Consider the following 12842-nt stretch of genomic DNA (forward strand, 5'->3'; position numbering starts at 1 on the left):
GCGCAGCGACATCCGGGGCCACTGCCCGCGTCAATCCCGGATATCGCTGCGCTCATCCGGGCCACGATTCCGCGCCCCTCACAACACCAGATGCATGCCCGCATCCATGCGGACGAACTCGCCGGTCATGTTGCTCGACGCCGGCGAGGCCAGGAAGCAGACCAGTTGCGCGATATCCTCGGCCGTGGATGCCACCTTCAGCGGCACCTTCGCCACCACGGCATCGCGCACCGCCTTGGCGCCGGCCTCGCCGCGGCCCTTGGTGAACCAGGGCGTGTCGATATAGCCGGGGCACACCGTGTTGACGCGGATCAAGGGCGCCAGCGCGCGCGCCAGCGATTGCGTCATGGTATTGAGCGCGCCCTTGCTCGCAGCATAGGCGACTGAGGAGCCGCCGCCGGAAATGCCGGCAACCGACGACACATTGACCACGGCGGACGGCAGGCCGGAGGCTTTTGCGCCGGCCTCGAGCAGCGCGCGCGCCGCGCGGATCATCTGGAACGGGCCGATCGTGTTGACGGCGTAGATGCGCTGAAAATCCTCGGCCGAAAGCCCGTCGAGATCGTGATGCGGCACGTGCTTGGTGGTGCCGGCATTGTTGACCAGCACATCGAGACGGCCCCACGGCGCGGCCGCTGCCGCAATCTTCTTGCAGTCTTCATCGCGCGAGACGTCGCCCTGCACGACCACGACTTCGGCGCCCGCGCTGCGGCAGAGGTCGGCGGTCGCTTCAGCTTCCGCCTTGCTGTTGGAATAATTGACAACGATGCGCGCGCCGCCCTTTGCCAGAATGGCGGCGGTGGCGGCCCCGAGGCCTGAGGCAGAACCGGTGACAATCGCGCACAAACCATCCTTCGACATCCGCATTTCCTCTTGTTGCTTTTGGCTGGGTTTCGAACCGCCCGTGGACAGGCTTCACGGCTACCATATCCCGCGATGAACGGCGTGCAAATCCGGGAAATCCGTTGCGCGGAATTTATTCTTTGCGCGAAAGATCATCATGCCGCCGCCTCATGCCGCCCTGCGGACAGCGCTTGTCACGGCTATGGCTTTTGCTCATCATAAAGCGCAAGAAAAGACCGCACCCGAGGCCTTGGCGAAAGCGCAAGGCCGGCGGGTGCCAATCAATTTCGGGGAACGCTGTGGCGGAGAGTGACAACATCGTTGCCGAGACCGCGGAGAAAATCTTCGCCGATCTCGCCGACGCCCAAACCATCAATCGCGATAATAAAGGCGCGTGGAAAGCCCCGCTCTGGCAGGCGCTGACCGAGGCCGGCCTGCCTTTGTCGTGGGTACCGGAAGATTGCGGCGGCTCGGGCGCCTCGCTCGCCGAAGGTTTCAGCGTGTTGAGCGCCGCCGGACGTTTTGCGGTGGCGGTGCCGCTGGCTGAAACCATGCTGGCAGGCTGGCTGCTGGCGCAGGCCAGGATCGCTTCGCCCGATGGCGAAATGACGGTGGTGCCCGCGAGCCCGAAGGACCGGATTACCGTCAACGCCGATGGCAGCCTGTCGGGCAGGGCCCGCGGCGTGCCGTTTGCCAAGGCCGCAAAGCGCTTCGCGGTGCTCGCAAGCGATGCGAAGGGTAACTTCTCGATCGCGCTGGTCGATGCTGGCAAGTGCCGGATCGAGACCGGGCTCAATCTCGGCGGCGACAATTCGGATACCGTGACGCTGGACCAGGTGCAGCCCCTCACAATCAAGCCCGCCCCGCAAGGTTTCGACCAGACCCGGCTGATGCTGATGGGCGGCGTCGCGCGATCCCTGCAGATCGCGGGCGCGCTGGAATCGATGCTGGAAATTTCCGTGCGCTATTCCAACGAGCGCGTGGCTTTTGAGAAGAAGATCTCGAAATTCCAGGCGGTGCAGCACAATCTGGCGCGGCTCGCCGGCGAGTCGGCAGCGGCGCTGGCCGCGGCGACCTCGGCCGCGGATGCCATTGCCAACGCGACCACCTTCAACGACGAGGTGTTCCTCGAAGCGGTGGCTGCAAAGATCCGCTGCGCGGAGGCGGCGGAGAAGGGCGGCGCCATCGCCCATCAGGTGCACGGCGCGATCGGCTTCACCATCGAGCACATCCTGCATCGCTATTCGCTGCGCGCGCTGGCGTGGCGCGACGATTTCGGCTCGGAAAGCTACTGGGCGGTCGAGCTCGGCAAGCTCGTGGCCGCCAGAGGCGCCGATGAATTGTGGCCGCTGGTAGCCTCGCGCTGAAATCAACACCGATTTGCCTGCATAGAGAGTCACAATGACCGCAGCCCTCCGTTTCGATCCGATCCGCCTGCCGAGCGAATGCGAGCAGTTGCGCAAGGAAGTGCGCGCCTTCCTCGCCGAGGAAATCGCCGCCGGCACCTTCGATCCGCACAAGCCGAACCGCGAAGACACCGACGTGCCGGAATTTTCCCGAAAGGTCGGCGCGCGCGGCTGGCTCGGCATGACCTGGCCGAAGAAATATGGCGGCCACGAGCGCTCGTTCCTCGAGCGCTATGTCGTGACCGAGGAAATGCGCGTGGCGAATGCGCCAACACGGCGCTTCTTCGTCGCCGACCGCCAGAGCGGGCCGGTGCTTTTGAAATACGCGCCCGAGAACATCAAGATGGACATCCTGCCGCGGATCTGCCGCGGCGAGGTCTGCTTTGCGATCGGCATGAGCGAGCCGAACTCCGGCTCCGATCTGTTCGCGGCGAAGACCCGCGCGACCAAGACCGACGGCGGCTATCTGATCAACGGCACCAAGATCTGGACCTCCTCGGCCCATATCGCCGACTACATGATCGCGATCTTCCGCACCTCGCCGCCGACCAAGGAAAACCGTCGCCACGGCCTGACGCAATTTCTCGTCAAGATGAAGCAGCCGGGCATCCAGGTGAATCCGATCGGCCAGATCACCGGGCAGTATGAATTCAACGAGGTGGTCTTCACCGACCATTTCATTCCCGACGACCACGTGCTCGGCGAAATCGACGGCGCCTGGAAGCAGGCGACCAGCGAGCTCGCCTATGAGCGGTCCGGCCCCGAACGCTTTCTCGAAACCTATTACGTGCTGACCGAACTGGTCCGCGCGGTGGGCAAGAACCCGGATACCCGCAGCGCCGAGGGCATCGGCCGGCTGGTGGCGCAGGTCCACACCATGCGTCGCATGTCGGTTTCAGTGGCCGGCATGCTGCAGGCCGGCAAGGAGCCGGTGGTCGAAGCCTCCATCGTCAAGGACATCGGCACGGTGTGGGAGCAGCAATTGCCGCATCGCGTCCGCGACCTCGCCGCCTTTGTCGAGGAAACCGCGACCAACCGCGAGACGCTGGAAAAGCAGCTCGACTTCGCCATCAAGACCGCGCCCAAGCTGACGATCCAGGGCGGCACCACCGAAGTGCTGCGCGGCATCATCGCCCGCGGGCTTGGTTTGCGCTGAGCGCGCGGGCTTGGTTTGCGCTAATTCAAAGAGGAAACCCAATGACCAAGTACACGGATATCGGCGTCGAGAAGCACGGCCATGTCGGCCTGATCGAAATCCGAAAACCCCCGCTGAACTTCTTCGACGTCGCGCTGATCAACCAGATTGCGGACGCGCTGGAAGAGTTCGACAGGGACATCGAAATCCGCGCCTCGGTGCTGGCAGCCCAAGGCAAGGCGTTCTGCGCCGGCGCCGATTTCTCCGATCCGAAGCGGCAGGAGCAGGAAGCCAGCGCGCAGAAGGACCCGGCCGCCAATTTGCCGATCAACCATCTCTACGTTCAGGCCGTGCGCATCTTCCGCAACAAGAAGCCGGTCGTCGCCGCCGTCCACGGCGCCGCCATCGGCGGCGGCCTGGGCCTTGCGGTATCCGCCGACTTCCGCGTCACCTGCCCCGAAGCGCGCTTCGCCGCCAATTTTACAAAACTCGGCTTTCATCCCGGCTTCGGCCTGACCGCGACGCTTCCCGAACTGGTCGGCAAGAACAATGCGGAATTGATCTTCTACACCAGCCGCCGCATCACCGGCGAGGAAGCCACCCGCATGGGCCTTGCCAATGTCTGCGTGCCGCAGGACCAGGTGCGAGCCGAAGCGATGAAGCTCGCTGCAGAGATCGCCGAATGCTCGCCGCTCGGCCTGATCTCGACCCGCGCCACCATGCGCGCCGGCCTCGCCGACCGCGTCATGGCCGCCACCAACCACGAACTCGCCGAGCAGACCAAACTCCGCGCGACGGAGGATTTCAAGGAAGGCGTCAAAGCGACGGCGGAACGCCGCGTCGCGAATTTTAAGGGGCGGTAGGGTCCGCTACGTGGGATGGGCAAAGCGTAGCGTGCCCACCATCTCGATCATGATTTGAGATGCATGGTGGGCACGGCGCGAACGCGCCTTTGCCCACCCTACGTTTTCACGCCACCAGCTTGAACGTCACGCCGCAAAGATCGAACGCATCGCCCGACACCTTGCAGCCCTTGGCCTTGGCCGCGTCGCGCACTTTCGCGATATCGGCGACCTTGAACGTCAGCCCGCTCATCAGATCGCTTCCGCCCTTGACGAAGCGGAAGCTGGCATTGGGCAGTTTCAATTCAGGCTCATCGCCCGCATTCTTGCTGACGGCGATCCCCAAAATCTTTCCCCAGTGCTCGGCCAGCCCTTGCGGATCCGGGCTCTGCATCTCGACCTCCGTTAGCGCCAGCGTCACATCTTTCCGGATCGCCTTCTGCCAATCCGGACCCGCCGGTGGATAGGGTCCCAGCACATCGTCGCTGCCGTCGGTGTGGTTGAACTCGATGAAGGCAGCACGACAGTCGCGCGGGTGCAGTTGCACGCCGTGATAGGGTGCGTGCGTGATCACGTTGGCGGTGCGCACGCCGATCCCGTTGGCATGCTTGCCGCGCGCATCGGGGTCGTCGCAGCAGAAGATCGCCATGTAGCCGCCGCGCCCGCCGGTCTTGTCGAGAAAACGCCCCGCCGCGGTGCCCGGCTGGGTCGGCGCCACCACTTCCAGCAAAATGGTGTCGACCGGCAGCAGCGCGTTCTCCAGCCCATACTTCGCGACATTACCGTCACGGTAACAGACGTTGAGGCCCATGATGTCGGAAATATCCGAGATCACCGGCGCCAGATGCGGCGCCACCAGACAGATCTGCCGCAGCCTGAGATACTCGGCCATCTCAATGCCCTCGGCCATTTTCAATGGCCTTGAAATACAGGCTTGCGCTTCTCGACAAAGGCTTTTGCCGCTTCCTTGTGATCGGCGGTGTCGCCCGAGCGCGAATGGTGGATCGCTTCGGCGTCGAAGCAGGCTTCCAGCGACATCGTCTCGGCGTTGTTGATGTTGCACTTGATGTAACCCAGCGTCACCGACGGTCCCTGCGCCAGCGACATCGCGAGATCATGCGCCTCGGCGTCGATGTCGGCATCCGGCACCACTTTTGTCACCATGCCGAGATGGTAGGCCTCTGTCGCGCTCAGCACCGGCGACATCAGATAAAGCTCACGCGCCTTGGCGCTGCCGAGCATCTGGGTCAGGAAGTACGTTCCGCCGTAATCGCCCGACAATCCGACCTTGGCAAAAGCTGTCGTGATTTTGCAGGACGCGCTGGCGATACGCATGTCGCAGGACAGCGCGATCGAAAGTCCGGCGCCGGCAGCGGCGCCGTCGACCTGCGCCACCACGGGCTTTGGCATCTGGTGCAGGATGCGCGACACTTCCATGCCGCGGCGCAGATTGGCCATCTTGGCCTCGAAGCCGAGCGGCGCCCTGCCCTCCGCCATCGATTTGACGTCGCCGCCGACGCAGAAGGTGCCGCCGGCGCCCTTCAGCAGCACCGCGCGCACCTCGTGATCCTCCGCCGCGCGCCGCGCCGCCTCCACCAGCCCGCGCGTCATGTCCGGATTGAGCGCATTGCGCCGGTCGGGGCGGTTCATGGTGATGGTGAGCAAGCCAGAGTCGAGCTTCTGGAGAACCATTTCGTTTGCGCTCATGTGTCGTGCTTTCGTTGGTGTTGGTTGAGATGGAATTCCGGCCTCACCCCGTCATTGCGAGCGAAGCGAAGCAATCCATTCTTTCCTTGTTGCGCTATGGATTGCTTCGCTTCGCTCGCAATGACGATGGGCGGTGTCGCAGGGTGGGCAAAGGCGCGCTTGCGCCGTGCCCACCAACTCTTGCCGCTGCAATGGTGGGCACGCTGCGCTTTGCCCACCCTACGAAGATGCGTCCTATTTCTTCACCAACGGACAGCGCGAGGCTTCCAGCGGCTGGAATGCCTCGCTGCCGGGGATCGTGGCCAGCAGCTTGTAATAGTCCCAGCGCGCCTTCGATTCAGACGGCTTCTTGACCTCGAACAGATACATGTCGTGCACCATGCGGCCATCCTCGCGTATCTTGCCGTTCCTGGCGAACATGTCGTTGACCGGCATCTCCTTCATCACCTTCATGACCGCGGCGGCGTCGGTGGTGCCGGCGGCCTTCACGGCTTTCAGGTAATGGCCGACGGAAGAGTAGACGCTGGCCTGCGCGGCGGTCGGCGGCCGCTTGACGCGCTCCTGAAAGCGTTTCGAGAACGCGCGGGTCTCGTCGTTGAGGTCCCAGTAGAACGCCTCCGCCAGCAGCAGGCCCTGCGCCGTCTCCAGTCCAACGCTGTCGATGTCGGTCACGAAGGCGAGCAGCGGCGACAGTTTTTGGCCGCCGCTCTTGGTGAGACCGAATTCCGCCGCCTGCTTGATCGCGTTGATGGTGTCGCCGCCGGCATTGGCAAGGCCCACCACCTTGGCCTTCGAGCTCTGCGCCTGCAGCAGGAACGAGGAGAAGTCCGACGTGTTGAGCGGATGCTTGACGCCACCCAGCACCTTGCCGCCGGCCTTCACCACCACATTGGTGGTGTCCTTTTCCAGGTCCTGGCCGAACGCATAGTCGGCGGTGAGGAAGAACCAGGTCTCAAAACCTGACTTGACGGTGGCAAGCCCGGTGACGTTGGCCTGCGCGAACGTGTCATAGGCATAATGCACGGTGTAGGGACCGCAGGCCTCGTTGCTGAGGCGGATCGAGGCCGGGCCGCTATACATCACGATCTTGTTGCGCGCTTTCGCGATCTCGCCGGCGGCCAGCGCGGTCGCGGACGCCGCCACGTCGTACAGCATCTCGACGCCCTGGTTGTCGAGCATGTCGCGCGCGATGCTGGCGGCAAGGTCGGCCTTGTTGAGATGATCGGCCGCGACGATCTCGATCTTGCGTCCCAGCACCTCGCCGCCAAAATCCTCCACCGCCATCTTCGCGGCGGTCTCCGAGCCCGCCCCGGTGATATCGGCGTAAAGCCCGGACATGTCGAGGATGCCGCCGAGCTTGAGCGGCGGCTTGCCTTGCGCCAATGCCGCCGTCGCCGACATCGCCAGAACCGCGGCGACAATGCCTGTTGTTGTTCTTTTCACGGAGGCCTCCCTGTTCACGCGCCGCATTGCCTGCGGCTTTGAAATTTTCGGCGCGATCATGCCGCATGGGGTCAGCAGCGGCAAGGCGCTGACGTTTTCCGCTAAACGGAATGACCAACCGAGCGACCCACAGCGATCCGTAGGATGGGTGGAGCGCAGCGACGCTCATCAGATGCCGGGCTGCGCCAATTGCCTATGCCCGAGCAGGGTTTCCGCTTCTGCGATTTCGGGGAGATCTCGCTCCGTGTCGAAATAAACAAGAACGGGTGCGAGCAGCTCGGGTATTGCCTCGGCTCGCCCATTTGCACGGTAGAGGCGCGCAAGTCCAATGGCGCTGCGCAGCTCGAAAGTCTTCGTTTGTTGGGTTCGGGCGATTTCCAGGGCTCTGCGGAACGTGTCTTCGGCCATGGAAACGTTCGGCGGGCCAAGGCGCAACAAAAGCTCACCCCTGCTGCGATGGAGTTCGGCATCGAGCCAATGCTGGCCGGATTGTTCAGTCGAGGAGATCAACTCCCGCAAGATTTCCAGGCCAGCCTCAGGTTGCCCGGCCTCCGCGTTCGCCGCGGCAACCTGCATCCCCCAAAATGGTTCGCAGAGGTAGCAATCATTCTCGTGAAGCAGTGTCCAGCCCCGTTGCATTTCCGAAAGCCCGCCCATCCGGTCGCCGGCGCGCCACTTTGCCAGGCCGTTCAGGTAGCTGCCGGCGGCGACATACAGCGGCATCGTATGCTCGCGCGCGAGGCCGAGAGCCAGAATCGTCTCTGTTTCCTGCAACATGCCTCCGCATAGCCCATCGAAGACCGCCTTGTGAACGAGCGCATTGGCTTGAGAGAGCGCCGGCTTGTCTCCGGTGGCCCGCACCGCTCCGGCGGCGAGCCGGCGCGATCGATCAATCCTGCCGAGCGGCCAAAGCACCAGCGCAAGAAACCGCATGATGACGAAAGGCAGGTCCAGCGCCGACGCCTTGAAGGTCGCCGGATCAGGCTCAGCCTCATAGATCGCAAGCGCGCGCTCGAGATGCAGTCGCGCGTTCAGGTAGTCGCCACCGAACCAGCAGGTTACCCCTGTTGTCCAATGCGCGACGACTGCGGCCACCGGCGATTCCGGTCGCTGCCTGGCGACGCCCCTGATGGCCTCCGTCAACTCCCGCATCGGCGCGATCTCGCCGTGGGTCAGGCAGGCATTGAACAGGCCCGAATGGATCGGCGCCAGCTCGACCGGATCATTGATGTCGGCCGCGAGCTGTCGCGCGCGCTTCCATGCGGCCACCGTTTCGGGAGCGCTGTGCCCAAGGCCGCCCCGCAGCGCGCGGCCATAGGCGATTTGAAGATGGAGCCGGTTCATGGCCCGGCCCGGCTCATCGGGCAACCCATCGGCGATCGCAACCGCCTTGCCGAGATGTGCGATTGCTTCGGTATATGCCGAGCGCTTCAGCGCCTGCTGACCCGCCTTGCGCCACCACTCGAGGGCTATTCCGCCCAGCCCCGCCTCGGTGAAGTGATATGCCAGCAGCTCCGGCTCGGTCTCAGCGACGATCGGGAACTTCTCACGCAGGACATCGCCGATCTGCCGATGCAGCAATTGCCGGCGGCTCTTGAGCAGACTCTCGTAAGCTGCTTCCTGAACGAGCGCATGCTTGAAGCTATAGCTCGCTTCCGGCGGCGTCCCGCGGCGCGATAGCAGTTCGGCGTCTTCGAGCTGGCCGAGCGCGGCGCTCAGCGTCAGATCATCGCGCCCCGCCACACTTCGCAACAGCGTGTATGAGAAGTCGCGGCCAATGGCAGCGCCTATCTGCGCCACTTCCTTGACCGGCGCCAGCCGGTCAAGGCGAGCCATCAGCGAATCCTGCAGCGTCGCGGGGATGGCGAGCGGCGGGAGCGGACTATCGAGGCGATAGCGTCCGGCATCTTCCACGAGCAGTCCGGACTCCAGCACCATCTTGGTCAGTTCCTCGACAAACAGCGGGATACCATCCGTCCTGTCGATGATCTGCGTCATCATTTCGCCTGGCAGATGCCGGCCAACGGTCACCTGCTCGACCAGAGCGCGCGTGTCCTGCCGGTCAAGCCGATCAAGCTGCAGCAGGCTGACATTGGCAAGACCCGCCCAGGGCGGCTCGAACTCGGGCCGGAAGGTCATGAGCACGAGTATCGGCAGTCCCCTGATCCGGTCGACGGTGAGATCGAACAGCTCAAGCGTCGTGGCATCAGCCCAATGCATGTCCTCGCAGACAATCAGCACAGGTTGCTGCCGCGCCAAACCCTCAAGCTGGTCGAGCAGCGCAGCGAATGTCTGTCGCCGCTGCTGCACCGGATTCAAGCCGAGCGGCGGATAGCGCTCGCCGGTCGGGATCGAAAGCAGCGCGGCGATGAGCGGTGTCGTGTTAGCGACCTGGTCCGTTCCAAGCGCAAGCATTGCCTCAAGCTTGTCGAGCTTTTGCTCGGATGTATCCTGTGACCCGATGCCGGCAGCGCGCTCGAGCTGGGCGACAAAGGGATGGAGCGCGCTGTTCGTGTGGTAGGGCGAGCACTGATACCGTATCCGGCGGTGCGTCCCCAACGCGAGGCTTTCGGAGAGCGTTGCCACAAGGCGCGATTTGCCGATCCCGGCCTCGCCGGAAATCAGCACCATTTGGCCCTGGCCCTGCCACGCCAGTTGCTGGCGCGAGAGCGCGAATTCGATCTCTGCCTTGCGGCCGACAAAGCCCAGCGAGCGCGCGGTACGCACCGCCTCGAAGCGGCTCTCCGATGCAGCTCCGCCTTCGACCGCCCAGACCGCGATGGGCTCGGAGATGCCCTTGACCTCTCGGAGACCGAGGCTGCGAAAAATGAACAGATCGCCAAGCAGCTCGCGCGTCGAAGCAGCAACGACGACCGCCCCCGGCTCTGCCAAGCCCTGGAGCCGGGCCGCGACGTTCGGTGTATCGCCGACCATTGCCTGTTGCTCTGACGCACCTCCGCTGATGAGGTCGCCAACCACCACCAGCCCGGTCGCGATCGCGATCCGCACCTCGAGCCGTTCCGAGCGCGTTTCAAGCGGTCCTACTGCGGCGATGATGTCGAGCCCCGCCCGCACCGCGCGCTCCGCGTCATCCTCGTGTGCGCGGGGATAGCCGAAATAGGCGAGTATCCCGTCGCCCACAAACCTGGCGAGACTGCCGTCGTAGGTGGCAATCACCCGCGCGCAGGCGGCCCGATAGGCGCGGATCACCTCCCACATGTCCTCGGGGTCAAGGCGAGCCGAGAGCGCGGTGGAGCCTACCAGATCGCAGAACATGACGGTGAGGTGGCGTCGTTCGGCATCACGCTGAAGCGCCGGCTCTGCGCCCGGTTCGCCTCGATTGAGTTCGGTGATCGCGCGCAGCATTTTACGTCGATGGCCGAGCAGGACCCCGAGCCTGTCGAAGTCCTGATCCGTCAGCGCGGGAAGGACATCAAGATCGATCCCGTTCTCGGCAAAACGCAGCGCGTATTGTTCGAGCCCAAGCTTCGCGAGCCAGTCTGAAATCTGCTGCATCGGCTCCACCGGAATATGTGGTTGACAGCAGGCCGCATGGCGGGCCACGGCAACAAAAACTTATCCCAATGTCGCTGGAATGGCACGCCTTGATGCAGCGATTCGGCTGCGATTAGCTCTGTTTTTCTTGCGAAGCGGTGTTCGGCTACGGATGCTCACTACCAAGCAGCGCATGACGTGATGCCAGCAACTGGATCTTGATGCGCGCGCGATTTGCATCAAGCAGCGTTGCACAACCACTGCGCAGGATGGGTCAAGCGCAGCGAAACCCATCAATCATTGCGCGGAGAGATGGGTCCACCCATCCTACGCACCATCGCAAGTTCTAACAGAGCGACACCGGACAAGAGACCGTCGAGTATGACAACATCCTGTATGGAAGAACGTTTATTACGTTTATGAGAATTGGCACCGCAAACGAGGCCGCATACATCTTGCTGACTGCGTCTACTGCAATCATGGACACGGCACTCAAAGAGCGGATAGCGGCAAGAATGGAAGGTGGCATGGTCCGTTTAATCGCCGGAATGCTTTCGATGCTGTAGAACGGGCTGCAGAAGAACGCGGACATTCAACCTTGTGCTGTCTGCAATCCGTGATGCGGAGTCCGCCCATCCTACGGTGCCAAGCGACGCGTGAACTACCCCAACAACCCCTTCCCCGGCACATGATTGAGCTCGAGCCGGATGCCATCGGGATCTTCGAACAGGATCGAATAATATCCCGGCGCCCATTGATCCTCGCGCGGCCCACGGATGATCTTGACGCCGAGCGTCGTCAGAAATCCATGCAGCTCATCGACGTCGGCGCGCTCGCGGGCACGGAAGCAGAGATGATGCAAACCGACACGCTTCTGCTCGAATGCCGCACCCTCATGCTCGGCTGACGGCGCGCTGATGCCAACCGCGGTCCGGCCGCCCACGCAGTAGTAGGTCGTCTCTGTATCGATCACCGGCTTCAAACCGAGAAACGGCAGCAGCTTGCGATAAAAATCGCGGGAGCGTTCGTAATTCGAGGCGGTGAGGAAAATATGTGCAATGCCGTTGACTTCCATTGTCTCCCCCTGCGTGGCAATCTCAGGTAGTAACGCCGCTGCTATCGAGTATACAGGAACAAGCGGGATGGAGAGCAGCGCTATGACCCGTCCGGCATGGCGCGGCAACGCCGTGCTCCCGGCATGCGCCGCGTCACTTCTCGTGCTGGCCTCCGTCGGACGGGCCGATGCCGTCGATTGCGCGCTGGAGCCGCAGGGCGAAGGCCGTGTCGCCGCCGTGATCGATGGACGCACCCTTCGTTTCGACGACGGCCGCGAAGTCCGCCTCGTTGGAATCGAGCAGGCGGGAACCGACAAGACGCGGAACCACGCTGCGCTGGCCGCCATCGCCGGCGGTCGCGACGTGACGCTGCATGGCGAAGACGACACGCCAGATCGCTATGGCCGCCAGGGCGCCTTTGTGTTCGTGACCGGCTCGGAACACTCGGTGCAAAGCGAACTGCTGCGCCGCGGCGAGGCGCTGTTTTCGGCCGATATATCCGAAAAAAATTGCGCTGCAGCACTGGTTGCCGCCGAGGGCGCGGCGCGGGATGCCAAATTGGGCATTTGGGCGGATACCACGGCCATAAAAAACACGGAAAGTCCGGGCGATATTCTGTCCGCGATTGGGCATTTTGTGGTGGTCGAGGGCAGAGTTCTGTCCGTTCGGCAGGCTGGGGCAATCACCTACCTGAACTTCGGGCGGAACTGGACACGGGACTTTGCTGCGACTATTTCAAGGCGCATCATACCGGCGTTCGAGAGCGCCAACCTTGGACCTAAGTCGCTCGAAAATCGAAAGATTCGTGTCCGCGGCGTTGTCTCGTCGCGGGGAGGACCACGGATCGAACTGCTCCGGGTGGGGCAAATTGAGGTGCTGGGCGGGAAATAGCGCTTGATCCGAAGACTGGGCACCG

The 12842-nt window shown here is 63.3% G+C and carries 11 protein-coding genes; 4 read left to right on the forward strand and 7 right to left on the reverse strand.

What is annotated here, in order from left to right; all coding sequences use genetic code 11:
- Nucleotides 1-78: 78 nt before the first annotated feature.
- On the reverse strand, nt 79-861 hold the full coding sequence (locus JQ624_RS00380; RefSeq protein WP_212416858.1) for an SDR family NAD(P)-dependent oxidoreductase: 783 nt from the start codon (nt 859-861) through the stop codon (nt 79-81).
- Nucleotides 862-1142: 281 nt separating this feature from the next.
- Between JQ624_RS00380 and JQ624_RS00385 the strand changes: the two genes are divergently transcribed.
- Genes JQ624_RS00385 through JQ624_RS00395 form a run of 3 tightly spaced genes read left to right on the forward strand, consistent with a single transcriptional unit; the run spans nt 1143 to nt 4247 of the window.
- Nucleotides 1143-2210, forward strand: a complete 1068-nt coding sequence (locus JQ624_RS00385) for an acyl-CoA dehydrogenase family protein (protein WP_212416859.1) — start codon at nt 1143-1145, stop codon at nt 2208-2210.
- 34 nt (nt 2211-2244) lie between these two features.
- The gene (locus tag JQ624_RS00390) at nt 2245-3405 is read left to right on the forward strand and encodes an acyl-CoA dehydrogenase family protein (protein WP_212416860.1); all 1161 of its coding nucleotides are present in this window, start codon (nt 2245-2247) and stop codon (nt 3403-3405) included.
- 41 nt (nt 3406-3446) lie between these two features.
- Nucleotides 3447-4247, forward strand: a complete 801-nt coding sequence (locus JQ624_RS00395) for an enoyl-CoA hydratase/isomerase family protein (RefSeq protein WP_212416861.1) — start codon at nt 3447-3449, stop codon at nt 4245-4247.
- 106 nt (nt 4248-4353) lie between these two features.
- On the opposite strand, the gene JQ624_RS00400 is transcribed toward JQ624_RS00395, so the two are convergent.
- The 6 genes from JQ624_RS00400 to JQ624_RS39480 form a co-directional block, all read right to left on the reverse strand.
- On the reverse strand, nt 4354-5118 hold the full coding sequence (locus JQ624_RS00400; RefSeq protein ID WP_212417421.1) for a hypothetical protein: 765 nt from the start codon (nt 5116-5118) through the stop codon (nt 4354-4356).
- Nucleotides 5119-5138: 20 nt separating this feature from the next.
- Nucleotides 5139-5933 carry an enoyl-CoA hydratase gene (locus JQ624_RS00405; RefSeq protein ID WP_212416862.1) on the reverse strand — a complete coding sequence of 265 codons (795 nt, stop codon included), beginning with the start codon at nt 5931-5933 and terminating at the stop codon, nt 5139-5141.
- A 234-nt stretch (nt 5934-6167) separates the two neighbouring features.
- A complete protein-coding gene (locus JQ624_RS00410; RefSeq protein WP_409334296.1) occupies nt 6168-7334 on the reverse strand; it encodes an ABC transporter substrate-binding protein in 1167 nt (388 codons plus the stop codon).
- A 210-nt stretch (nt 7335-7544) separates the two neighbouring features.
- Entirely contained in the window at nt 7545-10892 is a 3348-nt protein-coding gene (locus tag JQ624_RS00415; RefSeq protein WP_212416864.1) for an adenylate/guanylate cyclase domain-containing protein, read from the reverse strand.
- A gap of 640 nt (nt 10893-11532) precedes the next feature.
- The gene (locus tag JQ624_RS00420) at nt 11533-12054 is read right to left on the reverse strand and encodes a VOC family protein (RefSeq protein ID WP_249129208.1); all 522 of its coding nucleotides are present in this window, start codon (nt 12052-12054) and stop codon (nt 11533-11535) included.
- Between the two features lie 25 nt (nt 12055-12079).
- Entirely contained in the window at nt 12080-12301 is a 222-nt protein-coding gene (locus JQ624_RS39480; protein ID WP_312014361.1) for a hypothetical protein, read from the reverse strand.
- Between JQ624_RS39480 and JQ624_RS00425 the strand changes: the two genes are divergently transcribed.
- Nucleotides 12290-12817: a thermonuclease family protein gene (locus JQ624_RS00425; protein ID WP_312014362.1), complete on the forward strand. Its 528-nt coding sequence runs from the start codon at nt 12290-12292 to the stop codon at nt 12815-12817. The genes JQ624_RS39480 and JQ624_RS00425 overlap by 12 nt on opposite strands.
- Nucleotides 12818-12842: the final 25 nt, after the last annotated feature.

Origin of the sequence: Bradyrhizobium sp. AUGA SZCCT0283 (assembly GCF_018130385.1) — a bacterium.
In the GTDB taxonomy this organism is placed as follows: Bacteria; Pseudomonadota; Alphaproteobacteria; order Rhizobiales; family Xanthobacteraceae; genus Bradyrhizobium.

Excerpts from the sequence above, each read along its gene's own strand:
- JQ624_RS00380 (WP_212416858.1), bottom strand. The coding sequence starts at position 861 with ATGTCGAAGGATGGTTTGTGCGCGATTGTCACCGGTTCTGCCTCAGGC.
- JQ624_RS00390 (WP_212416860.1), top strand. The coding sequence starts at position 2,245 with ATGACCGCAGCCCTCCGTTTCGATCCGATCCGCCTGCCGAGCGAATGC.
- JQ624_RS00395 (WP_212416861.1), top strand. The coding sequence starts at position 3,447 with ATGACCAAGTACACGGATATCGGCGTCGAGAAGCACGGCCATGTCGGC.
- JQ624_RS00400 (WP_212417421.1), bottom strand. The coding sequence starts at position 5,118 with ATGGCCGAGTATCTCAGGCTGCGGCAGATCTGTCTGGTGGCGCCGCAT.
- JQ624_RS00405 (WP_212416862.1), bottom strand. The coding sequence starts at position 5,933 with ATGAGCGCAAACGAAATGGTTCTCCAGAAGCTCGACTCTGGCTTGCTC.
- JQ624_RS00410 (WP_409334296.1), bottom strand. The coding sequence starts at position 7,334 with ATGTCGGCGACGGCGGCATTGGCGCAAGGCAAGCCGCCGCTCAAGCTC.
- JQ624_RS00415 (WP_212416864.1), bottom strand. The coding sequence starts at position 10,892 with ATGCAGCAGATTTCAGACTGGCTCGCGAAGCTTGGGCTCGAACAATAC.
- JQ624_RS39480 (WP_312014361.1), bottom strand. The coding sequence starts at position 12,301 with ATGCAGCGTCACGTCGCGACCGCCGGCGATGGCGGCCAGCGCAGCGTG.